Origin of the sequence: Deinococcus carri, from assembly GCF_039545055.1 — a bacterium.
GTDB lineage: Bacteria > Deinococcota > Deinococci > Deinococcales > Deinococcaceae > Deinococcus > Deinococcus carri.
The window spans coordinates 686731-711182 of sequence record NZ_BAABRP010000001.1; the positions used below are offsets into that span (position 1 = coordinate 686731).

General features: G+C 69.5%; 22 protein-coding genes. 8 read left to right on the forward strand and 14 right to left on the reverse strand.

All coding sequences use genetic code 11. From position 1 onward, the window contains the following. Positions 1–8 precede the first annotated feature (8 nt). Entirely contained in the window at positions 9–1433 is a 1425-nt protein-coding gene (gene trpE / locus ABEA67_RS03455) for an anthranilate synthase component I (RefSeq protein WP_345460907.1), read from the reverse strand. Between the two features lie 239 nt (positions 1434–1672). Between trpE and ABEA67_RS03460 the strand changes: the two genes are divergently transcribed. Beyond that, positions 1673–2320 (forward strand): class I SAM-dependent methyltransferase, encoded by a 648-nt coding sequence (locus ABEA67_RS03460; RefSeq protein ID WP_345460910.1) that lies wholly within the window; start codon positions 1673–1675, stop codon positions 2318–2320. Between the two features lie 15 nt (positions 2321–2335). Here ABEA67_RS03460 and ABEA67_RS03465 read toward each other — a convergent pair whose 3' ends face one another. The 8 genes from ABEA67_RS03465 to hisB form a co-directional block, all read right to left on the reverse strand. Further along, complete coding sequence (locus tag ABEA67_RS03465) at positions 2336–2974, reverse strand: PepSY-associated TM helix domain-containing protein (RefSeq protein ID WP_345460913.1); 639 nt, start codon at positions 2972–2974, stop codon at positions 2336–2338. Then, positions 2952–3500 carry a DUF2271 domain-containing protein gene (locus ABEA67_RS03470; RefSeq protein ID WP_345460916.1) on the reverse strand — a complete coding sequence of 183 codons (549 nt, stop codon included), beginning with the start codon at positions 3498–3500 and terminating at the stop codon, positions 2952–2954. Before ABEA67_RS03470 ends, ABEA67_RS03465 begins: the two co-directional genes overlap by 23 nt. Before the next feature lie 633 nt (positions 3501–4133). Then, on the reverse strand, positions 4134–5096 hold the full coding sequence (locus tag ABEA67_RS03475) for an FAD:protein FMN transferase (protein WP_345460919.1): 963 nt from the start codon (positions 5094–5096) through the stop codon (positions 4134–4136). A 2-nt stretch (positions 5097–5098) separates the two neighbouring features. Beyond that, positions 5099–5374: a hypothetical protein gene (locus ABEA67_RS03480; protein ID WP_345460922.1), complete on the reverse strand. Its 276-nt coding sequence runs from the start codon at positions 5372–5374 to the stop codon at positions 5099–5101. Then, entirely contained in the window at positions 5371–7284 is a 1914-nt protein-coding gene (locus ABEA67_RS03485) for a 1,4-alpha-glucan branching enzyme (protein ID WP_345460925.1), read from the reverse strand. Before ABEA67_RS03485 ends, ABEA67_RS03480 begins: the two co-directional genes overlap by 4 nt. Before the next feature lie 100 nt (positions 7285–7384). Continuing rightward, positions 7385–8440: a sodium:calcium antiporter gene (locus tag ABEA67_RS03490; RefSeq protein ID WP_345460927.1), complete on the reverse strand. Its 1056-nt coding sequence runs from the start codon at positions 8438–8440 to the stop codon at positions 7385–7387. A 57-nt stretch (positions 8441–8497) separates the two neighbouring features. After that, positions 8498–9124: an imidazole glycerol phosphate synthase subunit HisH gene (gene hisH, locus ABEA67_RS03495; RefSeq protein ID WP_345460930.1), complete on the reverse strand. Its 627-nt coding sequence runs from the start codon at positions 9122–9124 to the stop codon at positions 8498–8500. Continuing rightward, positions 9121–9708 carry an imidazoleglycerol-phosphate dehydratase HisB gene (hisB, locus tag ABEA67_RS03500; protein ID WP_345460933.1) on the reverse strand — a complete coding sequence of 196 codons (588 nt, stop codon included), beginning with the start codon at positions 9706–9708 and terminating at the stop codon, positions 9121–9123. Before hisB ends, hisH begins: the two co-directional genes overlap by 4 nt. Before the next feature lie 448 nt (positions 9709–10156). Between hisB and ABEA67_RS03505 the strand changes: the two genes are divergently transcribed. The 3 genes from ABEA67_RS03505 (at position 10157) to ddrA (ending at position 13737) form a co-directional block, all read left to right on the forward strand. Further along, positions 10157–11722, forward strand: coding sequence for a S8 family peptidase (locus ABEA67_RS03505; protein WP_345460936.1), 1566 nt, complete (start codon positions 10157–10159; stop codon positions 11720–11722). Positions 11723–11817: 95 nt separating this feature from the next. Further along, a complete protein-coding gene (locus ABEA67_RS03510) occupies positions 11818–12993 on the forward strand; it encodes a serine protease (protein ID WP_425557145.1) in 1176 nt (391 codons plus the stop codon). Between the two features lie 135 nt (positions 12994–13128). Beyond that, a complete protein-coding gene (gene ddrA, locus ABEA67_RS03520) occupies positions 13129–13737 on the forward strand; it encodes a single-stranded DNA-binding protein DdrA (RefSeq protein WP_345460939.1) in 609 nt (202 codons plus the stop codon). A gap of 446 nt (positions 13738–14183) precedes the next feature. Here ddrA and ABEA67_RS03525 read toward each other — a convergent pair whose 3' ends face one another. Genes ABEA67_RS03525 through ABEA67_RS03540 form a run of 4 tightly spaced genes read right to left on the reverse strand, consistent with a single transcriptional unit; the run spans position 14184 to position 18368 of the window. Next, complete coding sequence (locus ABEA67_RS03525) at positions 14184–14663, reverse strand: hypothetical protein (protein WP_345460942.1); 480 nt, start codon at positions 14661–14663, stop codon at positions 14184–14186. Between the two features lie 25 nt (positions 14664–14688). Further along, on the reverse strand, positions 14689–17178 hold the full coding sequence (gene hrpB, locus ABEA67_RS03530; protein WP_345460945.1) for an ATP-dependent helicase HrpB: 2490 nt from the start codon (positions 17176–17178) through the stop codon (positions 14689–14691). A 21-nt stretch (positions 17179–17199) separates the two neighbouring features. Continuing rightward, complete coding sequence (locus ABEA67_RS03535) at positions 17200–17910, reverse strand: HAD family hydrolase (protein ID WP_345460948.1); 711 nt, start codon at positions 17908–17910, stop codon at positions 17200–17202. Then, positions 17907–18368, reverse strand: coding sequence for an Lrp/AsnC family transcriptional regulator (locus ABEA67_RS03540; protein WP_345460951.1), 462 nt, complete (start codon positions 18366–18368; stop codon positions 17907–17909). Before ABEA67_RS03540 ends, ABEA67_RS03535 begins: the two co-directional genes overlap by 4 nt. A 163-nt stretch (positions 18369–18531) precedes the next feature. Between ABEA67_RS03540 and ABEA67_RS03545 the strand changes: the two genes are divergently transcribed. The 3 genes from ABEA67_RS03545 (at position 18532) to ABEA67_RS03555 (ending at position 21896) form a co-directional block, all read left to right on the forward strand. Continuing rightward, positions 18532–20007, forward strand: coding sequence for a KamA family radical SAM protein (locus tag ABEA67_RS03545; RefSeq protein WP_345460954.1), 1476 nt, complete (start codon positions 18532–18534; stop codon positions 20005–20007). 240 nt (positions 20008–20247) lie between these two features. After that, entirely contained in the window at positions 20248–20541 is a 294-nt protein-coding gene (locus ABEA67_RS19400) for a hypothetical protein (protein ID WP_425557146.1), read from the forward strand. Beyond that, a complete protein-coding gene (locus ABEA67_RS03555) occupies positions 20538–21896 on the forward strand; it encodes an acetyl ornithine aminotransferase family protein (RefSeq protein ID WP_345460957.1) in 1359 nt (452 codons plus the stop codon). The genes ABEA67_RS19400 and ABEA67_RS03555 overlap by 4 nt, the downstream gene beginning before the upstream one ends. 80 nt (positions 21897–21976) lie before the next feature. Here the strand turns inward: ABEA67_RS03555 and ABEA67_RS03560 are convergent, their stop codons facing one another. After that, positions 21977–22435 (reverse strand): peroxiredoxin, encoded by a 459-nt coding sequence (locus tag ABEA67_RS03560; RefSeq protein ID WP_345460960.1) that lies wholly within the window; start codon positions 22433–22435, stop codon positions 21977–21979. 88 nt (positions 22436–22523) lie between these two features. Here ABEA67_RS03560 and tilS point away from each other — a divergent pair, with 88 nt between their 5' ends. After that, entirely contained in the window at positions 22524–24305 is a 1782-nt protein-coding gene (tilS, locus tag ABEA67_RS03565) for a tRNA lysidine(34) synthetase TilS (RefSeq protein WP_345460963.1), read from the forward strand. The last annotated feature ends 147 nt before the right edge of the window (positions 24306–24452 follow it).

Genomic DNA, 24452 nt, shown 5'->3' on the forward strand with positions numbered 1-24452 from the left:
CCGCGCCCTCACAACCCCCCCGCCGCCATCTCCGCCGCCCGCATCAACGCCGCCGCCTTGCTCCGCGTCTCCTGCTCCTCGCTGGCCGGGTCGCTGTCGGCCACGATGCCCGCCCCGGCCTGGATATGCAGCCTGCCATTCGCAATCACCATCGTCCGCAGCGTCAGGGCCATGTCGAGGCTGCCGTCGAAGGCGATGTAGCCGAACGCGCCGCCGTAGGGACCCCGCCGCACGGGTTCGAGTTCGTCGATGATTTCCATGGCGCGAATCTTGGGGGCACCACTGACCGTGCCCATCGGGAGGACGCTGGCGAGGGCGTGCAGGGGCGTCTGGCCTGGGCGCAGCTCGCCCGTGACCGTGGAGACGATGTGCATGACGTGGCTGTAGCGCTCCACGCTGAAGGCGTCCCTCACCTGCACGCTGCCGTAGCCGCTCACCCGGCCCAGATCGTTGCGGCCCAGGTCCACCAGCATCAGGTGTTCGGCCCGCTCCTTCTCGTCCGCGAGGAGTTCGGCGGCGAGCTGTTCATCCTCGGCGGGTGTCCCCCCGCGCCGCCGGGTCCCCGCGATGGGGCGGGTCACCACCGTGTGCCCGTCGCTGCGCAGCAGGCTTTCCGGGCTGGAGGCGACCAGCGTCACGTCCCCCAGCGCGAGGTAGCCGAGGTAGGGGCTGGGATTCACGTGCCGCAGCGCCCGGTACAGCGCGAAGGGCTGCACCGTGAGGTCCGCGCTGAAGCGTTGCGAGGGCACCACCTGGAAGATGTCCCCGGCGCGGATGTACTCCAGGCACCGCTCCACTGCGTCCATGAAGCCCTGCGGCGTGAAGTTGCTGGTAAAGGTCGGCGCGGGGGCACTCTCGCGGCCCGGCACCTCGTCCGGCAGGGGGCCGCGCAGGCGGGCGGCCAGCCCCTCCACCACCGCGGCCGCCCGCGCCTGCGTGTCGGCGGCCGCGACCGCGATCAGCCGGTGCTTGAGGTGGTCGTAGATGACCATGCCCTCGGGCGCGATAAACAGGGCGTCGGGGAGGTCCAGCTCGTCGGGATTCCCGTCCGGGAGGCGCTCGTAGGCGCGGATGAGGTCGTAGGCGGCGTAGCCCACCGCGCCCCCAATGAAGGCGGGCAGCCCGGCGGGGAGGGGCGCGGCGCGGGTGGCGGCGTGGTAGAGCCGCGCGAGGGGGTCGGCCTCCGGCCCGTCGAAGTCCCCGAAGGTACCGCTGCTCGTCACCCGCCCGGCGCGGTACGTGAAGCGGCCCTGCTCGCCCACGCCGATAAAGGAGTAGCGGCCCAGCCGCTCGCCCGCCTCCACGCTTTCGAGCAGGAAGCTGACCGGGTGGCCCTGCGCCACCTTCAGGTAGGCGGTGACGGGCGTGTCGAGGTCGGCATTCAGCTCCTGAACGGCGACGGTGAGGGGAGGGCGCAGGGCGGCGGGGGTCATCTGGCTCCTTGTCGGCAAACGATAGAAGAACGCGCCCGGTGGGGTTCCACCTGGGCGCGTCCGGCGTGCTGCAAAAACGGCGCGTCAAGCCCAGGCGAGGCTGGGCCACCACATCATCGCGCCGTTCACGGTCATGCGGCGAGAATAGCGCGCGGTGGGCGGGCGTGCAAAGTCGTTTACACAACCTGGCCGCGTGCCTGCTTGCAGTCTCGGGGGAGCGGGCCTGCCAGCATGGGCGCATGACCGACGACCCCCGGTCCACCCTTCCCGCCGCTGCCTTTCGCCGGATGGACGAGACGCCCGACGAGGCCTTTTATGCCCAGCCGCGCTTCGTCACCCACATTGACGACCCCGCCATTCACGCGGTGACGCAGCTCTACCGCGAGTTCTTGCCGCCGGGCGGGGAGATTCTGGACCTGATGAGTTCCTGGGTCAGCCACCTGCCGCCCGAGGTCGAGTACGCGGGCGTCACGGGGCTGGGCATGAACGCCGCCGAACTCGCGCGCAATCCCCGCCTGACCCGGCGCGTGGTGCAGAACCTCAATGCCGACCCGCACCTGCCCTTCGCGTCCGCCACCTTTGGCGGCTGCGGCCTGTGCGTGTCTATCGACTACCTGACCGACCCCGTGACGGTGCTGCGCGAGGTGGGCCGGGTCCTGAAGCCGGGTGCGCCGGTGGTGATTACTTTTTCCAACCGCTGTTTCCCGACCAAGGCCGTCGCCATCTGGCACGCCCTCGACGATGCCGGGCACCTGGCCCTGGTGCGGGAATGGCTGCGGCAGGCGGGCAACTTCCGCGATACCCAGGGCCTCGACCGCAGCCCGCGCCCCGGCCGCTCCGATCCGCTGTACGCGGTGGTGGGGCGGGCCTTTCACGGGGAAGGCTGAGGGAAAGGCCGGTCGTCAGCCCATCGCCGCGCGCATCAGCAGCAGCACCACGATGCTGGCGGCGACCAGGCTCAGCAGGGCCTTCACCCGCGTCTTTTTCAGGTAGAGCAGGATGGCGAGGCCGGTGAGGGCCACGAAGGCGAGGAATACGCCGCTCAGGTCAATCACCCAGGCCCAGGCGCTTCCCGCATCGCGCCCCCGGTGCAGGTCGTTGAGCACGGCCACCGCGCCCTGGGCGTCGATGTTCAGCGTGTACTTGCCCGTCGCGGTGTCGATAAAGGCGTCGGCGCTGTAGCCGGGGGCCTTGAAGGAGAGGTCGGCCTCGCCCCCTTCCACCCGCGTGTCGCCCACCCGGCCCTGGAGGTGGTACTGCGCGCGCAGCGTTTCCGCGACGGTCAGCCAGTTCACCTGCCCGTTCCGAATCCACCCCGCCGGGAGGGTGCCTATCACCTCGCGCCGGGTCTCGGCGCTGCCAAAGGCCCAGTCGGGATGGTTCAGGGTGATGCCGGTGAGGGCGAAGAACAGTACGGCCAGCAGGCTGATCATGCTGGTGTAGGTGTGCAGCGTCCTCGCCCAGACGTGGGTACGTGCCCTCAGCGAGCGCGGACGCCGCGTGGGGCGCGTTGCAGGCTCAGGCTCTTGCGTAAGAGACACTGGCCGCCTCGATATCGCCGTCCCCCGTCAGGGTCTGCTTGAAGGGGGCCGTGCCCAGCGTGACCTTTTCGCGGACCAGGCTGTAGGGGCCGTGTTCGCGGGCCGCCTCGATGCACACGTAATACGTGCCCTGTGAAGCCAGGCTGCCCCGGTCGGTCTTGCCGTCCCAGGCGAGGGCGTAGGTGCCGGGGTTGCGGGTGGCGCTGCTGACTGTGTCCAGCAGCCCCGCGTTCGCGCGGTACCAGCGGCGCAGGTCGGGAATCCAGCGCGGCCCGCGCCCGGTGGTTTGTGCCCAGACCGTCAGGGTCCGCACGGGGTTGCCCTGGGCATCCTCGATCCACACCGCCACGTAGGGCCGCTTGACCCGCCCGGATGCCTGGGTGGCGACGCTGAAAGTGATGTCGAGCGCCATGCCCTTCGTCCAGGTGGGAGCGGCGGCGGCCTGTGCGGGCAGGAGGCGGTTCAGGCCCAGGGCGGCGGTGGCGAGGGCCAGTTTTCCGAGAAAGGAGCGGCGCGTTTCACTCATGAACGAAAACCTCCGGGGTGTGGGGACTGTGTTGTGCAGGATGGGGAGGGGTCACGCGGGGCGACCTGCCGCGCAGTATCTCCAGCCTGTGTTAAAAATCCGCGAATATGAATTCTGTCCTCCCCGGAGAGTGGAAGCAGGAGGCCCTCCGGGCGGCGGCGGGTGGGCAGGGCGGCAGACTCCGCGCCGTGGAGGGGCACTGGGTGCTGTTTGCTTCAGCTCCCGGAACGAGAGCCGCTGTCCGAGTTCTGCCACCCTGATACGGAATGAAAATGAGTCCTGGGCATCCAGGAGGCGTGTAAGCTATCCGGTCGCCCCCTCTCCCCTTGCGGGGGAGGGGTTGGGGAGGGGGGTGGACGGCAACGCCGTCCCAGCGTGGGAAAGGTCCAGAAAGTTATGAATTTGTCCGCACCACTGATGAGAGCGGCACCTCCCGTGCCTCCTTTCTCGGCTCCGCTGCTTTGCAGGCCCACTCAGTCAACAAGAGGTCTCTTTTTGGCCCATGCTCTAGGGCGGCGCTCCGTTGCGTTGCCGCATGTTTCAGGCGTCCACTCCACTGCGCGCCGCCCTTTTTGCGCTTCTCGCTTCGCTCGGAGAGGTTGCCAAAAGGCGGCAACCTTTCTGCGACCCGCCCTAGGCGCGTTCCGGCCAGCCCTCACTCGCCCGCCGTGCGCCCTCCCACGTGACGATCAGGGCGGCGGCACCGGGCGTGGCCTCCACCAGGGCCAGCCCCTCCGGCACGGGCAGCACGCTCAGGGCGGTGGCGAGGGCATCAGCGGTCTGGCAGTCCGGCGCGATGACGGTCACGCCGGGCACGTGGGTGACCGGCTGCCCGGAGCGTGGGTCGAGCAGGTGCGAATACCACACGCCGCCGATGCGCAGGCCACGCCGCGCGTCCCCGCTGGTGGCGAGCGCCGCGTTCCGCACCCGGACCCGCGCGAGGGGTGGCGCGTCGTCCCGCGCCGTGAAGGGGTCGGCCACCGCGACCGTCAGGCCGTCTCCCCCCAGTGTCCGCAGGTCGCCCCCCACGTTGACCAGAACCGCCTGCACGCCGGGCTGCGCGAAGGCGGCCCCGGCGGCGCGGTCCACGATATGGCCCTTTGCCAGCGCGTTCAGGCCCAGCGGCAGGGGGCCGTGGCGGGTGGCGGTTCCAGCGCCGTGCAGCGTCCAGAGGGGGACATGCAGCCGGGCGACCACCTCCGCCAGGGCGTCCGGGTCGGGCATCCGGTCCTGCGCGGCCGCTTGCTGCCACAGCGCCCCCAGCGCGTCCGCACCGGGATGAAAGGCCCCGCCCGTCCGGATGCGCCACCCGTCCGCCGCGTGCAGGACCTGCCAGAGGTCCGGGCTGACCGGGAGGGCCTCCTCGCACGTGCCCGCCCAGCGCGACAGTTCGCTCTGCGGGTCGAAGCGGTTCAGAATGCGGGTCAGGCGTTCGGTCTCGTCCAGCGCGGCCCGCTCGGCGGCCTCTGCCTGCGCCCGCGTGCCGGCCACCACCTGAAGCTCCAGCTCGGTCCCCAGCATCCGCTCGTACACGCTGCGCAGGCGGAAGGGGGGGCGCAGAAGCCGCCGGAGCCGCGCCAGGGGAGAGGGAGCCACGCTCAGCCCGCGGGTTGGTTCGCGGCCGTCCACATCAGCAGCCCGATCAGGATCAGGTCGAAGGCCCAGGCGGCGGGGCGTTTGAGGGTGGGGTCGCGGCGGGCGCGCAGGAACTGCACCCCCAGGCGGGCGACCAGCAGCAGGGCGATCAGGAACGGGCTGGGCAGCGGCCCCCCCAGCAGCGGCACCAGCAGCAGCAGCGCGACCAGGGCCAGCAGCACCAGGCTGAGAATGGTCAGGGGGTTGGGGCCGGGACGGCGGGGCGCGGGGTCGCTCACCTCCCCTCACTGCGGGGCGTGTCCCCGGCGTGTTCCAGAATCAGCACGCTCATGGGCGGCAGGTTCAGGCGCAGGTGATGGGTCTGCCCGTGCCAGCCCTCCTCCCTGGCCGTCAGGTCGGGCTGCTGGGTGCCGAAGCCGCCGAACTCGCCGTCGTCGGTGGAGAGCAGCACCCGGTACTCGCCGCCCTGGGGCACACTGATGGGGTACGTCTCGCGGTAGACGGGCGTCAGGTTGGCGACCGTCAGGCTCCACGCGCCGCCGCCCTCCGCCCCGGACCGGGGGTCGCGGCGGATGTAGGCGTAGACGCTGTTCTCGGTGTCGTCGGCGCTCACCCAGAGCTGCCCTTCTTCCAGCGTGTCGCCCACGTGCAGGTCGGGGCGCTCGCGGTAGAGGCCGTTCAGGCGGCGCACCAGGTTCATGATGCCCCGGTGGTCCGGCACGTCCGCGAGGTGCCAGGGCAGCGGTTCGTCGTGGTTCCACTCCGTGGGCTGCGCGAACTCCTGGCCCATGAACAGCAGTTTCTTGCCGGGCGTGGTCCACATCATGCCCAGAAAGGCGCGGTATCCGGCCCGCTGCATGTACCAGTCGCCGGGCATCTTCATGACCAGCGATTTCTTGAGGTGAACCACCTCGTCGTGGCTGATCGCCAGGATGTACTTCTCCCCAGTGCGGTACACATTGAAAAAGGTCAGCTTGTGATGGTGGTACCTGCGCCACAGCGGGTCCTGCTCGAAGTAGTACAGCGTGTCGTTCATCCAGCCCATCGCCCACTTGTAATCGAAGCCCAGGCCGAAGGGCGTCGGCGCGGTGACGCCGGGAAAGGCGGTGCTTTCCTCCGCGACCATCACGCAGCCGGGGGCCATGTGATGCACCACCTCGTTCAGCCGCTTCAGAAAGGCAATAGCCTCCAGGTTCTCGCGCCCGCCGTGAACATTTGGCACCCACTCGGTGCGCGAGAAGTCGAGGTACAGCATGGAGGCGACCGCGTCCACCCGCAGGCCGTCGATATGAAAGTCCTGGAGCCATTTGAGCGCTGAGCCGATCAGGAACATTACGACCTCGTTGCGGCCGTAGTCGAAGATGTACGTGTTCCAGTCGAAGTGAAAGCCCTTGCGCGGGTCGGCGTACTCGTACAGCGGCGCGCCGTCGAAGTGGGCCAGGCCCGCCTCGTCGGTAGGGAAGTGCCCCGGCACCCAGTCCAGCAGCACGCCGATGCCCCGCTCGTGCAGGTGGTTGACGAGGTACGCGAAGTCCTCCGGCGCGCCCAGGCGGCTGGTGGGCGCGTAGTAGCCCGTCACCTGATAGCCCCAGGACCCGTCGAAGGGATGTTCCATCACGCCCAGCAGTTCGACGTGCGTGTAGCCCAGGTAAGTCACGTAGTCCGCCAGCCGGTGCGCCAGCTCGCGGTAGTTCAGGAACCAGCCGTCGTCCCCGCGCGCCCAGGAGCCGACATGCACCTCGTAGACACTCATGGGACGGTCGAAGCCGGGCGTCCGCCCCTGCATCCAGGCGTCGTCCGTCCACGTGAAGGGTTGCCGCCAGATGATGCTGGCCGTGCCCGGCCGGACCTCGGTGAAGGTGCCGTAGGGGTCCATCTTGTCCACCGTCTGCCCGTCCGCGCCCGTCACCCGGAACTTGTAGCGCTGACCCTGCTGTGCGGACGGCACAAAGGCCCCCCAGAAGCCGAACTCCAGCCGCTCCATCGGGTGGTCGAAGCCGTTCCAGCCGTTGAAGTCCCCCACCACGCTGACATGCTGGGCATTCGGTGCCCACACGGCAAAGCGCACCCCCTCCACACCGTTCTCGGTGACGGGATGTGCGCCCAGCAGGTGATCCGGGCGCACGAGGTCGGCCGTCACCAGTTTCTGGAGGTGGCCGTGGTCCAGCGGCAGAGGCAGGGAACTCATGGGGGCGAGTGTAGCGGGTGAGGGCGCGCGAAAAGGGTCAGGCATCCAGACCGGAACCGGACATGAAGGAAGAGGGAGGACGGCCAATCAGAACGCCGGCTCAGCGTGCCAGCAGCCAGAGGCCCGCCAGCCCCAGCAGGTACAGGACCAGCACGGCCCAGGAGTCCAGCCCCAGCAGGCCCCACTGCCGGCGCGAGCGGAACACCAGACCGTAGAGGTAGGTGGCCGTCAGCAGCACGCCCAGGGCGGTCAGGTACAGGTCGGTGCGCTGAAGCTGGGGCAACACGGCCTGACCGGACACCAGCGAGGCCAGCAGGAAGAGGACCGGCAAGAAGGCGTTTCCCCCGAACACGTCGCTGACCGCCAGTTCGTAGTCGCCCAGGCGCACGGCGGCCAGGCCGGTCGAGACTTCCGGCAGCGCGGTGGCCGCCGCCAGCACCGTCGCGCCGAAGAGCACCCCGCTCAGGTGCAGGTGCTGGGCCAGCGCGTCACCGCTCAGGGCCAGCACCAGCCCCGCCGCCAGCGTGACGACGGCGGAAGCCGTGAATACGAGGGCGGCGCGGGCCGTGCTGGTGCGTTTCTGCCGGGCCTGCTGCCGCTCGCGGGCCTGCTGCACTTCGGGGCGCTCGGTGGGGGGTGTCCCGGCGGGCTGCCAGGGCAGGCGTCGGCCCCGGCTGATCAGCCACAGCCCCAGGCCCCACAGCAACGTCACCAGCAAGGTTCCGGGTTCCAGGCGGCCCCAGACGGCTGTTTTCGGGAGCTGGGACCCCATGATGACGCCCATTAGGACCGCCGTGACCAGGCTGCCTTCCAGCACCAGGCTGAGCGAGCGGCCCTCGCTGGTCAGCGGCGCGCGGCGGCCCAGCCCGAAGGCGTCGAGCACCACCAGCACCACCGTCTGGACCGCGATGCCGCCCAGGATGTTGCCGATAGCCAGCCCCAGGTGATGTCCCAGGGCCGCGCTGACGGTGATGGCGACTTCCGGCAGGTTGGTCGCCACCGCGAGCAGCACCAGGCCGCCCAGGGCCTCCCCCAGCTTCAGGCGCTCATCCAGAATGTCCGTGGCCCCCGAGAGCCGGATGCCCGCCAGCCACACGGCAGCGGCAGCGAGCGCAAACATCAGGAACAGCAGCGGCACGGGCATCGTCGCAAACATCGGTTTCTCCTGGGGCGTGGTGGCCGGGCCGTGGGCGGCGCATCATTCCAGCACGTGTTATTCCAGCACGTGCCGCCGGAACCGCTCCATGATGGCGAGGCCCACCGCGCCGCTCTTTTCGGGGTGAAACTGCGCGGCGTGGATGTTGCCCCGGCTCAGGGCGGCCCAGAAGGGCACGCCGTACTCGGTGACGGCCCCCGCTTCCACCTCCACCTCCAGCGGCACGTAATACGAATGCACGAAGTAAGCATAGGCCGGGCACGCCAGGTCCCGCAGCAGCGGCGAGTCGCCCACCGGGTCCAGGCTGTTCCAGCCCATCTGCGGCACCTTGCGCTCCGGCACCGGCTCGAACCTGCGGACCGTGCCGGGAACCAGATTCAGGCCGGGCGTGCCGGGCGCTTCCTCGGAGTCGGTGAGGAGCATCTGCATCCCCACGCAGATGCCCAGCAGGGGGGTGCCGCCGCGCGCCGCGTCCAACACCGGGCCGTGAAAGCCGTGCTGGTCGAACGCCTCCATCACCTGCCGGAAGTGGCCCTGGCCGGGCACCACCAGCGCCGGCGCGTGCGGCACGTCGGCGGGGTCGCCGGAGACGCGGACTGTCATCCCGGCCCGTTCCAGGGCGCGGGCGGCGCTGCGGACATTCCCCGCGCCGTAGTCGAGGAGGAGGACTTCGGGGGCCGTCACAGCAGCCCCTTCGTGCTCGCCAGATCGTCCGACGTGATCCGCACCGCGTCACGCAGGGCACGCGCGAGGGCCTTGACGACCGCCTCGATGACGTGGTGCGCCTCGCGGCCCGCCAGCAGGCGCACGTGCAGGGTGATTCCGGCGTGGTTGCACAGCCCGCGCAGGAACTCGCGCAGGTGGTAGTGCGTCATGCCGCCCACGTCCCCCCACACGTCGAGCCTCTCCGGCTCGAAGGCGAGGTGGGCGCGGCCCGAGAGGTCCAGCACCACGTGCGCCAGCGTCTCGTCCATCGGCACGAAGGCGCTGCCGTAGCGTTCGATCCCCCGGCGGTCGCCCAGCGCCTGGTGGAGCGCCTGCCCCAGCGTGATGCCCACATCCTCCACCAGGTGATGCGGCCCCGTGTGCAGGTCGCCGGTGGCCTGCACACCTAGGCCCAGCCGCCCGTGCCGGGCCAGGGCGTCCAGCATATGGTCGAGGAACCCGTGTCCAGTGGCGCTGGTGGCCGAAGCGGGCGAGTCGAGGCTCAGCGTGACGGTGATGTCCGTCTCACTGGTTTTGCGGTGAACAGTGGAAGTGCGGCCCATGACGGCCATGCTAGGGCGAAACAGCCCGGGCCACCGGAAGCATCCCTAGAGCAGGAGAGGCCCGCTGTGGCTCTGGGCCGCCCTCACACCTGCCCGGGAAGATTCAGCACACCTACCCCTGGGGCAGCTTGGAACTGCATCCATAAGCAGGGGAGAGCAAAGCACACACTCTTATCACGACAGTGTCACAGCTCTATCACAAGAAGGACACACCCCTATCACACTCTGCATCTCCCTCAGCAGAGGGAAGCGAAAATGGCAAAAAAGAGGGCTTAAAAGATAGCGTTTGAAAAACTCAGGCTACCTGAAATTGGCAGCCACAAAGAAAAACGACAACTTCGCCCCCTGTCTAGATGTTTCTATGAGGCAAAATTAAAGTGACGTGCTACACCTTCCCCTGTCGGAAAAGTTAAGGCAGGCCACAGGGTCTGACCTCTGGAGGTTCAGGATGAATGCACGTCTTGCGCTCGGTACACTCGGCCTTACGCTTCTGCTCGCCGCCTGCGGACAGCAGGCCCCCACTGCCTCGGCCCCCTCGGCCGGCGGAGAGAACCAGACCGCCCAGCGCGGCACCCGCACCGAGGCCCCGCTGCTGGGGACCGGCAATGCCAACGCCATCCCGGGCCAGTACATCGTGGTCTTCAGTGACGGCGCGGCCAGCACCAACCTCGGAGCGCAGGACGCGGGCGCGCTGGTTCGCTCGCTGGGCCTGGACCCCCAGGGCGTCACCATCCAGCACATCTACGGTCAGGCACTGCACGGCTTCGCGGCCAAGCTGAGCGCGCAGAACCTCAGCACCCTGCGGGCGGACAAGCGCGTGAAGTACATCGAGCAGGACCAGGTTATGCAGGCCACGGCCACGCAGTCGGGCGCGACCTGGGGGCTGGACCGGCTCGACCAGCGTGATCTGCCCCTCAACAGCAGCTACAACTACAGCACCACGGCGAGTGGCGTCACCGCCTACATCATCGACACCGGGATTCGCACCACCCACAGCGACCTGGGCGGCCGGGCCGTGTGGGGCACCAACCAGACGGGCGACGGCCAGAACACCGACTGCAACGGGCACGGCAGCCACGTGTCCGGCACGGTGGGCGGCGGCACCTACGGCGTCGCCAAGGGCGTGAAGCTGGTGGCGGTCAAGGTGCTGGGCTGCGACGGCTCCGGCAGCAACTCGGGCGTGATCGCGGGCATCAACTGGGCGGCCAGCAACCGCAGCGGCCCCGCCGTGGCCAACATGAGCCTGGGCGGCGGTGCCAGCCAGGCCACCGACGACGCGGTGAACGGCGCGGTCAGCAAGGGCCTCGTCATGGTCGTGGCGGCGGGCAACGACAACGTCGACGCCTGCACCAGCAGCCCCGCCCGTGCGGCCAGCGCGATCACCGTCGGCGCGACCGACAGGAACGATGTTCGCAGCACGTTCAGCAACTACGGCTCCTGCGTGGACATCTTCGCGCCCGGTACCAACATCACCAGCATCTGGAACACCAGCGACACGGCCACCAACACGATCAGCGGCACCAGCATGGCGACCCCGCACACGGCCGGTGCCGCCGCCCTGGTCCTGGCTGCCAACCCCTCCTACACGCCCAGCCAGGTGGCCAGTGCCCTGATAAACAACGCCAGCACCGGCAAGATCAGCAGCGTCGGCACCGGCAGCCCCAACCGCCTGCTGTACACCGGCGCGGGCAGCACCACGCCCACGCCCACCCCGACTCCCGGGCAGACCACCTACACCGGCTCGGTGAGCCAGGGCAGCAGCAGCTACAAGCCGGGCAGCAGCGGCTTCAACTATGGCGGCGGCAGCCTCAAGGCCACCCTGAGCGGCCCCAGCGGCACTGACTTCGACCTCTACCTCTCCAGGTGGAACGGCAGCTCCTGGGTGGATGTGGCTGCCAGCGAGGGCGGCACCAGCGCCGAGAGCATCAGCTACAACGCGGCCAGTGGCACCTACCGCTGGGAGGTCTACGCCTACTCCGGCTCCGGCTCCTACACGCTCGTCGAAACCAAGTAACCCCGCTGCGCCCGCCATCCCGAGTCATCAGGATGGCGGGTTCTTTTGTGCCCCTGGCGTCCGCCCCTTCGTTTCCATGACCTGAGGAGAACCCCATGCGTCCACTGCTTGCCCTGACTGTCCTGATCTCCGCCGCTGCCCTGAGTGCCTGCGGCACGACCACCACGCCCGCTGCCACCGACCTGGCCGCGGCACCCGCGCCCGCCCACGGTGCGGCCAAGACCGGCAACGACACGGCGCTCAATCCCCAGATCGTGGGCGGCACCATCAGCGCCCGCGGTGCCCGCCCCTATCAGGTGGCGATGACCGACACGACGGGCTTCCAGTACTGCGGCGGCACGCTGATCTCCGATCAGTGGGTCCTGACGGCCGCGCACTGCGTCAAGGGGACCTCGGCCTCCAGCATCCGCATCCGCGCGGGCGTCAACCGCCTCAGTGACAGCACCCAGGGCCAGACGGTGGGGGTCAGCAGCGTCACCATCCACCCCAACTACCGTGACGCCAACTACGGCTACGATATCGCCCTGCTCAAGCTCAGCACCCGCGTCACCAACAGCTACGCCGCGCCTGCCAAGCTGCCGGGCAACAGCGTGGAGAGCGTGCTGGACGTGAAGGGCAAGTTCGCCGTGGTGAGCGGCTGGGGCCTGACCCAGGGCAACAACAACAGCAGCGCCAGCGACGACCTGCGCGAGGTGAGCATCCCGATCACGCCCAACCCCTCGACCTGCGGCGGCAGCAGCGTTCCCGGCAACACCATCTGCGGCGAGGCCTACCAGGGCAAGGACTCCTGCAACGGCGACAGCGGCGGCCCCCTGGCCCAGAGCTACAACGGCAACTTCTATGTGCTGGGTATCGTCAGCTACGGCCCCTCCGCCTGCACCGGCAGCGGCGTGTATACCCGGGTGAACGGCTACCTGAGCTGGATTCAGCAGGTCAGCGGTATCACGCCCGACGGCGGCACGACTCCCACCCCCGGCACCGGCACCACCTACAGCGGCTCGGTCAGTCAGGGCAGCAGCAACTTCAAGCCGGGCAGCAGCGGCTTCAGCTATGGTGGCGGGACCATTACCGGCAAGCTGAGCGGCCCCAGCGGCACCGACTTCGACCTCTACCTCCAGAAGTACAATGGCAGCTCCTGGGTGGACGTGGCCTCCAGCGAGACCGGCACCAGCGCCGAGAGCGTCAACTATGCAGCGGGAAGCGGCACCTACCGCTGGGAGGTCTACGCCTACTCCGGCTCTGGCAACTACACGCTGGTCGAGACGAAGTAAGCCTACGAGGCGGCACAGCGGGAGGGGCATCCGGCGACGGGTGCCCTTTCTGCTGCCGCTGACGGCAAGACCCGTCCGAAGAGGCCCCTCCCATTCTGTCTTGACCGTAATCGTGTTCTGTTATAAACTAAATCCATGAAGCTGAGCGATGTTCAGAAACGACTCCAGGCCCCGTTTCCCGCTCACCTGGTGGGCTGGAAGCCCCAGGCCTTCACCAAGGACCGCACCCGCGCCCTGCTGCTCGCTTACGTGGATGCCCGCGCCGTGCAGGACCGCCTCGATGCCATCTGCCCCGATGGCTGGAGCTTCGAGCTGGAGGTAATTCAGGGCGCGGCGAACCCCACTGTCAAGGGCCGCCTGACCGTGCTGGGCGTGACCCGCGAGGACATCGGCGAGGCGGGCGGTGACGGCGAGTACGCCACCCTCAAGGCGGCTTCCTCCGACGCCCTGAAGCGCTGCGCGGTGCAGTTCGGCATCGGCCGTTACCTGTACGACCTGCCCAAGCAGTGGGTGGACTGGAACGACCAGAAGCGCGAACCCGTGACCACCCCCGAACTTCCCGAATGGGCGCGTCCCGATCACGAGCGCAGCCCCGGCGGTGCGCACCTCGTGCAGGCGATGGAACAGCTCAAGTATGAGCTGCCCGAGGACCTCGACCTCCAGCGCGAGGTGTACAAGCACCTCAAGGCCGCGCTGGGCAGCCTGCACGCGCCGCAGGGCAGCGACCACGGGCGGGCGGCGTGAACCCGGTCCAGCCCCGGCACCTGACCGCCGTGATGCTGGCCGTGCTGACACTGACGCTGGTGGGCGGGGCACTGGCGAAACTGCTGTAAGCCTTGTGGCTCGTCGCATGTGGAGGAAGGTGGGAGACATTTACTGTGTCTCCCACCTTCCTCTTTTCTCTCCAGGGCGGGGCGCAGAAAGGTTGCCGCTTTTTGGCAACCTTTCCGAGCGAAGCGAGAAGCGCAAAAAGGGCGGCGCGGAGTGGACGCCTGATACGGATTCCGTCCAATTCCTGAACAGTCGGGAGGGCACCGCCTGTTCATCCATCTCCCGAAATCCGCCCTTGTTCCTTCTCCCTCTGGTCGGATTTCCGGGTGTTTTCAACACCCTTCAATCGGAATCAGTATGAAACATGCGGCAACGCAACGGAGCGCCGTCCTAGGCCACACCCCCCGCGCGGTCCTGCCCTACTTGCTGAAGGCGAACAGGTCGTCGTCCATCGCCGCGTACTCGCGGGTCACGAGCATCACGACAGGAGCGCGTCTTCCCTTCTCGGAGACCGCGATGCCGTCCACGGCCAGCAGGCCCTTGAAGAGGCCCGCGTCGATGCGGTAGACGTTGAGTTCCTGCGTCTTGCCCGCCTTGCCCAGCGGCGTCAGGCGGCTGGTCCCCAGGTAGTCCGACGTTTTGAGGCGGGGCAGCGTCACCGTGAAGGCCCAGTGGTTCGTACTGGCATCCGGCATGTACGCGAGGTCGGCAGACTGCGCCTGCAACCCGGCGGGATTCAGCCACAGGCGAGCGACTATCCCGAACATATTCAGGTCCATCATGGGCTTCTGCTGAACCTTGCCCTGGATGTACTTCCAGACGGTGCCCGAAAGGTCCGCCGCGCTCGCCGTCCCCAGCAGGACCAGGGTCATTGCGCCGAGTTGCCAGAATCTTCTCATTCCACCCCAGCATGACATGCCGCGGTCACAGCCGTTTCTTGACGTGGCGCGTGGGGGCATGGGTCCAGGGGTCGTCGGGCCAGGGGTGCTTGGGATAGCGGCCCCGCAGATCCTTGCGAACCTCGAAGTAGGAGCTGTTCCAGAAGGAGCGCAGATCCTGCGTGACCTGCACGGGCCGCCCGGCGGGCGAGAGCAGGTGCAGCAGCACGGGCGTGCGGCCCCCGTTCACCGTGGGCGTGTCGGCCAACCCGAACAGTTCCTGCAACTTCACGGCCAGGATGGGGGGCGACCCGTCCGGCTGGTACTGGAGCCGGACTCGTGACCCGCTGGGCACCGTCAGGTGCGTGGGCGCGAGGTCGTCCAGTCGTCCCGGCAGCGGCCAGGGCAGCAACGCTTGCAGGGCGGGGAGGAGATTCAGCCGCCGCAGGTCCTCGCGGGTGCGGACGCCCTCCAGCGAGGGGCCAAGCCAGTCTGCCAGGTGGGCCAGCAAGCCAGAGTCCGAGAGGTCGGGCCACTCCGTCTCCTCGGGCCGCCAGCAGCGCACGGACTGGACACGGGCGCGCAGGTTCTCCGCCTCGGGGCTGAAGGTGAGGAGGTGCAGGCCCCCCTCGCGGATGGCCCCGGCCAGCGCCTCCACGCGGGCGGCGTGTGGCAGATCGCGCAGGGGGCGGGCCTCCAGCACCAGCGCCCCCACCCGCCTTTCCCGCTGCGCGACCAGGGTGCCGCTGCGGGCGTCCCAGCGCACGCTGCCTTGCCACTCTGCGCGGGCATCCAGCACAGCGGGGTCGAGCGGCGCGGCCAGATAGATGCGGCCCTCGCCCGTCCCGGCGTCCAGGTGGGCCACCGCCAGCGCCGGACTCGCGGCCAGCACGTCCCCCTCCGGCAGCCGCGCCCCCTGCCCCCCGGCCAGCAGAAAGCGGCCCCCGCCTCCCTCCCGCGCCAGCGCCACCCGCTCGGGGTAGGCCAGCGCGACGAGGTGCCCCACCGCGAAGGGGTCGGGCGGCGTGTCCTCGGGACGGAGGTTCAGGAGCTTGCGCCACTGTCGGGACAGCCGTTCCACCCGCTCCAGCACAGCGGCCTCCGCCCGCCCGCGCTCGCCTCGCCGCCAGGCACGCAGGGCCGCCACCCGGTCGGTCAGGTCGGTCCCTGCCCCGGCTCCCAGCGGGTCACGTTCCTCCAGCAGCGCGGCCACGTCGGCGGCGAGCGGCCCCAGGCCGAGGGCCGCGCCGTCATGCAGCAGGTGCGCGAGGCGGGGGTGGGTGGGCAGCTCCAGCAGGGCCGAGCCGCGCGGGGTGATGCGGTGGCCTTCGTCCAGCGCCTCCAGCTCGTGCAGCAGGGCGCGTGCGCTCTGGACGCGGGGGGCGGGCGGCTCGTCGAGCCAGGCGAGCGCGGCGGGGTCGGGTGCGCCCCACCCGGCCAGCTCCAGCGTGAGGGGCGCGAGGTCCGAGTCGAGCACCTCGGGCGGGCGGGCGGCGGGCAGGGCGGCGTGGGTGCGCTCGCTCCAGAGGCGGTAGGCAGTGCCGGGGGCGGTGCGTCCGGCGCGGCCCGCGCGCTGCTCGGCGGCGTCGCGCGTCACGCGGCTCGTGACCATGCGCGTGAGGCCGGTGCCGGGGTCGAAGCGCTGCGTGCGGCTGAGGCCCCCGTCGACCACCACCCGCACCCCTGCCAGCGTCAGCGACGTTTCCGCGATGGAGGTCGCCAGCACCACCCGGCGACGCCCCTGGGGGTCGGGCACCAGCGCCCGCCGTTGCTCCGCAAGGGGGAGGTCGCCGTAGAGGGGCAGCACCAGCGCGTCCGCGCCCGCCAGCGCCCCCAGCGCCCCGCGAATCTCGCGGACGCCCGGCAGGAAGGCCAGGATGTCCCCCTCGGGATGCGTGACCAGCGCCTCGCGCACGGCGCGGGCCACCGCATCCTCCACGCGGCCTGCGGTGTCGGCGGGCAGGTACCGCACGTCCACCGGGTAGGCGCGGCCCTCGCTCTGCACCAGCGGCGCGTCCAGCCGTTCGGGGAGGGCGGGGTCCAGCGTGGCACTCATGATCAGCACGCGCAGGTCTTCGCGCAGCGCCCCCTGCACCTCGCGCAGCAGGGCCAGGGCGAGGTCGGCGTTCAGGGACCTTTCGTGGAACTCGTCCAGAATTACCAGGCCCACGCCGGTCAGCTCGGGGTCGCGTTGCAGGCGGCGGGTGAGGATGCCTTCCGTGACCACCTCGATGCGCGTGCGGGCCGACACCCGCGACTCGAAGCGCACGCGCAGGCCGACCGTGCCGCCGACCTCCTCGTCCAGCCCCTCCGCGAGCCGCGCGGCGACGGCGCGGGCCGCGACCCGGCGGGGTTGCAGCATCACGATGGTCTGGCCCCTCAACCAGGGTTCGTCCAGCAGGGCCAGCGGCAGCGCCGTGCTCTTGCCCGCGCCCGGCGGGGCCTGAAGCACGACCAGCCCCTGCTCCGCGAGCGCCGCGCGCACCTCGGGCAGCACGTCGGTGATGGGGAGGCCAGGGAACTTCACGGGGGGCATGGTAGCAGGAGCGGTCAGCCGTCAGCTTTCAGCGGTCAGCGTGGGCTTTCCGCTCGCCAGCAGCCGCAGCACGTCCCGCAGGTCGCGCAGTACGGCGTCGGGCGTCTCGCCGTTCAGGGCGTGCCCGGTCGGGAGGTACGCTGCCCTCAGGCCCACCTGCTGCGGCCCCCACACGTCGTTGCGCGGCGAGTCGCCCACGAACCAGGCGTCCGCCGCGTCCACGCCGAGGCGGGCGAGGGCGAGGCGGTAGATGGCGGGGTCGGGCTTGCTGAGGCCCACGCCCTTACTGATCACCACGTCGTCGACCAGCGGGGTGAGGCCGGTGCGTTCCAGGCAGGCCGTCTGCGCCTCGACCCAGCCGTTCGTGACCACGCCGATGCGAATCCCCCGCGCCCGCAGTTCCCGCAGAACGTCGTGGGCGTGGGGCATGGGGACGGGGGCGGCCAGGGAATGCTCGCCGAAGTCGGCCAGCAGCACCTCCGGGTCGTGGGGGAGGCCCAGCTCGCGGACCAGCCCCGGCAACACTTCCCGCTTCGGGCGGTAGCCGAAGTTGTCCAGCTCCGTGAAGCGGGCGGCGTACCCGTCGGGCAGGGCGTGGCGTGCCACGTGCCCCGCCAGCCAACCGCGAATGGTGGCGGCGCGGTCGTGCAGCGTGCCGTCGAGGTCGAAAAAGACGGCCCTGGGGGGAGAAGGGCTGGCCTTCCGCCCTCTGCCTTCTGCTATCCGCCTCACTGCGGCGGCAGCAGGGTCTTGCCTTCCAGCGGCGTACTCAGCACGATGCTGGTGTCGCAGGTAAAGCCCATCTGAATCAGGTCGCCCAGCATGGTTTCCAGCGCGCCCACATCCGGCACGGCCACCTTGAGGATGCAGGAGTTGTCGCCCGTGACGCTGTGGCATTCCAGCACGCCGTCATGCCGGGTGGCCCAGCGGACCAGGGTGGGGTCGTTGCGCCCGCTGTCCTGCACACCGATAAAGGCGGTGATGGTGCGCCCCAGCGGCCGGCTGGCGACGCGCACGCCGTAGCCCAGAATCACGCCCGCGTCCTCCAGCCGCCGCACCCGTTCGGTGACGGCGGGGGCCGAGAGGCCGACGCGGCGGCCCAGTTCGCGCATGCTCAGCCGCGAGTCGGTTTGCAGTTCTTCCAGAATGCGGTGATCCAGGGGGTCGAGGTTGCCGCCGTGCTGCTTCATGAACCCATCTTAACAATTGCAAGGTGAGAGGTGGCGTTTGCCAGCTTCGTGTGGGGGCAGAGGAGGTGCGGGGCCGTGCTGCGCGCCTTCCAAACGCACTTTCGGGTCGCCACAATAAAGGGGACAGCACTCACGTTTTCTCTCTCCCCAGGAGGGCCTTCCTATGCCCAGCCCCACGAACCTGCACCCGCAGGCGACCGTCCGGTCCCAGCAGATGCTGCCCCGCAACCACCGCGCCCCCAAGTGGGCAGACGTGCCCGACGAACTCTGGTACGACTGGAAATGGCAGCTCAAGAACCGCATCAACTCCGTCGAGGAACTCGAAGAAGTCATCCGCCTGACCCCCTCCGAGCGGGCGGGTGCGAGCGCCGAGGGCATCTTCCGCCTGGACATCACGCCGTATTTCGCCTCGCTGATGGACCCGGAAGACCCGACCTGCCCGGTGCGCCGTCAGGTGATTCCCACCCACCACGAGCTGGAACCCTTCACCTCGATGATGGAGGACTCGCTGGCGGAGGACAAGCACAGCCCCGTGCCCGGCCTGGTCCACCGCTATCCCGACCGCGTGCTGATGCTGGTCACGACGCAGTGCGCCTCGTACTGCCGCTACTGCACCCGCAGCCGCATCGTGGGCGACCCCACCGAGACCTTCAACCCCGCCGAGTACGAGGCGCAACTGAACTACCTGCGCAACACGCCGCAGGTGCGAGACGTGCTGCTGTCGGGCGGCGACCCCCTCACGCTCGCACCTAAGGTGCTGGGCCGCCTGCTGAGCGAGCTGCGGAAAATCGAGCACATCGAGATCATCCGCATCGGCACCCGCGTTCCGGTGTTCATGCCCATGCGCGTGACGCAGGAACTGTGCGACGTGCTGGCCGAGAACCATCCCCTCTGGATGAACATCCACGTCAACCACCCCAAGGAAATCACGCCGGAGGTGGCGGAGGCCTGCGACCGCCTCACCCGCGCGGGCGTGCCGCTGGGCAACCAGAGCGTGCTGCTGCGCGGCGTGAACGACCACGCGGTGATCATGCAGAAGCTGCTGCGCGAGCTGGTCAAGATTCGTGTGCGGCCCTACTACATCTACCAGTGCGACCTCGTGCACGGCGCGGGCCACCTGCGGACCACCGTCAGCAAGGGTCTGGAAATCATGGAGAGCCTGCGCGGACATACCTCCGGTTACTCCGTGCCGACCTACGTGGTGGACGCGCCCGGTGGCGGCGGCAAGATTCCCGTCGCGCCCAACTACGTGCTGTCGCACTCGCCCGAGAAGCTGATTCTGCGTAACTTCGAGGGCTACATCGCCGCCTATTCCGAGCCGACCGACTACACCGGCCCCGACATGGCCGTGCCCGAGGACTGGCAGCGCAAGGAACCCGGCCAGAGCGGCATCTACGGCCTGATGGAAGGCGAGCGCATCTCCATTGAACCCAAGGAATTCAGCGAGAGCCGCAACCGCCCCGGCGCGACCGTGCACCGCCTCAACAGCCGCGAGGACAAGTGGGCGGCGCATGGCATCGGCGGAAGCACGCCGAATGCTGGTCACATGACGAGCGGCGTGAGCGACACCGCGCCCGACGGCATGGTGCAGACGCCGCAGCCGCTGGAGACTGAGCCGCAGCCGGTGAGCGGGGACTGAGACAAGCTGATTATGGATAGGTACAGCTGGGCGGCATACCATTTTGCAGAGGCGGCGTCAGATGCCGAGTGGATGTGCCTCGCCTGGCTGTATCTGGATAATTTCCATGTTGACCTTGCCCTGTGGATGGCACATCAACGGCGGTGCCCGGAGGCAGTCGCCTTGGCACTCTACTGGTACTCGCACCCATCTGTCTGCGTCAACTACCGGAAACAAGGCCAAGTTCCCTCTTACCACTCGGTGAAGTATGCCGTCTTTGAGACAGTTGAGCGTTACTTCGACACAGGTTTTTACAGCGTGTCAGAACTAGGCTTTGACCCTGCAAAAGATATCAATGAGCCGATTGGAGCACTCGCAGTTCCACTGAACTGGTTGGATTCTCTACCTGAGGGGAATTCAGAAGGTCCACCGCGTCTGAGCCAAGCAATTCCAGGCATAACAGTAGACGCTCGTCGTCTTGCTGCGGAGTGGCTCGAAGGTTTACCGCCTCAGATTGCTGAACAAGTCTTTGATTTGAAGGAGGAGAGAAGATGACCACTGCTACCAAGCCCCGTCAACCCGAACTCAAAACCGCCCTCCCCGGCCCCCAGACCCAGGCCATCATGGCGCGCGACGCCCAGCACCTCTCCACCTCCTACATGCGCCCCTATCCCTTCGTGCCCGACCACGGCGAGGGCGTGTGGCTCACCGACGTGGACGGCAACACGATGCTGGACTTCTTCGCGGGCATCGCCGTCAGCACGACCGGGCACGCGCACCCGCACGTGGTGAAGGCCGTGCAGGAGCAGGTGACGAAGTTTTCCCACGTCTGCCTGACCGACTACCCGCAGGAAATCACCACCAGCCTCGCGGAACGCCTCGTGAAGCACGTCGAGCGCCCCGGCGAGAAGTGGCGCGTGTTCTTCGGCAACTCCGGCGCGGAGGCGGTCGAGGCGGCCATCAAGCTGGCACGCAACCACACCGGGCGCAGCCACGTGATTTCCACGCTGGGTAGCTTTCACGGGCGCACCTACGGCGCGATCACGCTGACGGGCAGCAAGACCAAGTACAAGCGCGGCTTCGGCCCGCTGCTGCCGGGCGTCACCCACGTGCCCTACCCCAACCCCTTCCGCCCGCCGCTGGGCAGCACGCCCGAAACCTGCGGTCAGGCCGTCATCGACCACATCGAATCGCTGTTCCAGACGGTGATTCCTGCCGACGAGGTCGCCGCCATCATCATCGAGCCGATGCAGGGCGAGGGCGGGTACATCGTGCCGCCCGCCGACTTCCTGCCGGGGCTGCGGGCGCTGTGCGACAAGTACGGCATCATGCTGATTTTCGACGAGGTGCAGGCGGGCATGGGCCGCAGCGGGAAGATGTTCTCCTTCCAGCACTTCAACGTGCAACCGGACATCATCACGCTGGCGAAGGGCATCGCCTCGGGCCTGCCCATCAGCGCGATGCTGGCCAAGGAAAGTGTCATGACCTGGCCGGTCGGCTCGCACGGCTCCACCTTCGGCGGCAACCCGGTCGCGGCGGCGGCGGCGCACGCCACCCTCGACCTGCTCGAAGGCGAGGTGCGGCACCCCGGCTGCGGCGAAAGCCTGATGCAGAACGCCTCCGACGTGGGCACCTACATCATGAACGAGCTGCGGAAGATGCAGGCCGAGTTTCCCTTCCTGGGCGACGTGCGCGGCGCGGGCCTCTTTATCGGGATGGAGTTCGTGAAGCCGGATGGCAGCCCCGACGGGAAGCTGCGTGACCGCGCCAGCATGGCGATGTTCGAGAAGGGCCTGCTGAACCTCGACTGCGGCGAGGCCGTCATCCGCATCAGCCCGCCCCTGATCCTCACGCGCGAGGAGGCCGAGACGGGGCTGGGGATTATGCGGGAGGCGCTGGCGGGGCTGTAAGGAGCGGCCAGCTTTCAGCGGCCAGCCGCCAGCAACAACAGGGGCCGTCCTCCGGGTGGGGGCGGCCTCTTTCCTTTTTTTCAGGCGTTCTGCTGGAGCCAGCGCAGCACGTCCGCCGCGTGGGTGGCGGGGTTGACGCTGCGCCAGTAGTGGGCCAGGGTGCCTTGCGGGTCAATCAGGAAGGTCTGACGGGCGGCCATGCCCAGCAGACCGCCCAGGCCGCCCATCACCCCGTAGGTGCGGGCGAGGGTGCGCTCGCCGTCGGGAATCAGCGGGAAACTCAGGGCGCAGGTGTCGCGGAAACTGGCCTGCCGCGCTTCCGTGTCGGTGCTGACGCCGATGACGGCCGCGTTCAGCCGCTCGAACTCGGGCAGGGCGGCCTCGAAGCGCCGCGCCTCCAGCGAGCAGCCGGGCGTGTTGGCACGCGGATAGAAGTACAGCACCACCCACCGCCCGCGCAGGTCCGCGAGCCGCACCCGGCGGCCGTCGTCGCTGCGGGCATCGAAGTCGGGGGCGGGCTGACCGACGCGGGGACTCATGCGGCCCATTGTAGGGAGGGCGGGTATCTGGGGGAACGGGCCGCTTTCCCGTGCTGGCTGCTGGGAGCTGGCCGCTTACAATGCCCCCGTGTCCGACCTCCCCGTGCCTGGCCCGGCCGCTCACCTGCTGCCCCCGCTCGCGCCCTTCGTGGGCCGCGTGGTGGTCGTGGGCGTGTCGGGCGGGGCCGACAGCGTGGCGCTGCTGCGGGCGCTGGTGCTGACGGGGGCGCGGCCGGTCGCGGCGCACCTCGACCATGCGCTGCGCCCGGACTCGGCCGGGGACGCGGCCTGGGTGCGGGACCTCGCGGCGGGGCTGGGCGTGCCCTTCGAGATGGCACGGGTGGACGTGGCGGCCGTCGCGACCCGGCGCGGCTGGAATCTGGAGGACGCCGCCCGCCGCGTCCGCTACGAGTTCCTGAGCCGGGTCGCCCGACAGCACCGCGCCGAGTCCATCCTGACCGCCCACACCCGCCGCGACCAGGCCGAAACGGTTCTGCTGGGGCTGCTGCGCGGCGAGGCGGTCCTGAGTGGCATTCCCCCCGAACGGGGCCGGGTGCGCCGTCCCTGGCTGGACGTGCCCCGCGCGGACGTGGAAGCCTTCCTGCACGGGCTGGGCCAGGACTGGCGCGAGGACCCCACCAACGCCGACCCCGCTCAGACCCGCGCGTGGCTGCGGCTGGACGTGCTGCCCCTCCTGGCCTCCCGCTTTCCCGGCGTGGAGGCGGCCCTGGCCCGCGTCGCTCGCCTGTCGCGCGAGGATGACGCGGTGCTGGGGGACCTCGCCACCCGGCTGACCACGCACGTGTCGCTGGCCTCTCAGCCCCCCGCCGTGCTGCGCCGCCATGTCGCACAGGCCCTCGCGGCGGCGGGCCTCCCGTACCACGCGGGGCAGGTGGACCGCCTCGCCGCCGCACTGGGGGCGGGGGAGACGGCGCATGTCACCCTGCCCGGTGCGCGCAATGTGACGGTGACTGGGGGGCGGCTGTGGCTCGCGCCGCAGGTCTGGCCTGCCCCCGACTTTCCCCTCCCCGCGGGCTGGACCCTCCGTACCCGGCAGCCGGGGGACCGCCTGCGCCTGCCCGGCGGAACACGCAAGCTCAGCGACGTGCTGACCGACGCGAAAGTGCCGCGTGAGGAACGGGACCGCGTGCCCGTGCTGGCGGTCGGCACAGACGTGCAGTGGGTGGGCCTGACGCCCCCCGTCTGGGCGGTGGGGGCGCGAGAGGCGGCGGGGCAGCCAGCCGACCCCCTCCAGGCCGCGATGGGGGAGGCCCTGGCCCTGGCGCGGGAGGCAGCCCAGGCGGGTGAGGTGCCGGTGGGTGCCGTGGTTCTGGGGCCGGGCGGGGCCACGGTCGGCCGGGGCCGCAACACCAGCCGCGAACACGGCGATATGACCCGGCACGCCGAACTCGCGGCGCTGCGGGAGGCGGCCCGCACCCTGGGCACCCCCTACCTGACCGGCTGCACCCTGGTCGTCACGCTAGAACCCTGCCCCATGTGCCTGGGCGCGGCGCTGGAGGCGCGGGTGGGACGCATCGTGTACGGCGCGGCCAACCCGAAAGCGGGGGCGCTGGGCGGCGTCAGCGACCTGCTGGCCGCCCACTGGGGCCACACGCCCCAGGTGACAGGCGGCGTGCGGGCGGGGGAGGCGGCGCGGCTGCTGCGTGAAACCTTCCGGGCGCTGCGGCAGCCCAGGGAACCGGCCTACTCGCCCCCGCCGCAACTGCCCCCGTCGCCGCCTCCACAGTCGCAGCCCCCACTGCCGGAATCGCTGATCCCCGCATCGCAGCCGCCCGCGCCGTCCCCCCAGGACGCCTCGAACGACCCCCACACCACGGGATCCCCGCCGGACCTGCCCCGTTGCCGCTGATGCCCGGAAGGGGCGGGAAGCAGCAGCAGGCCCAGGGTGAAGACCACACTGCCCGCGACCCAGCCGCCCAGCCAGACGACCAGCAGCAGCAGCAGGAGCGCGAGCATCAGAGTGACCGGGGCAGGGGCTTTAGGGGTGTACATGATG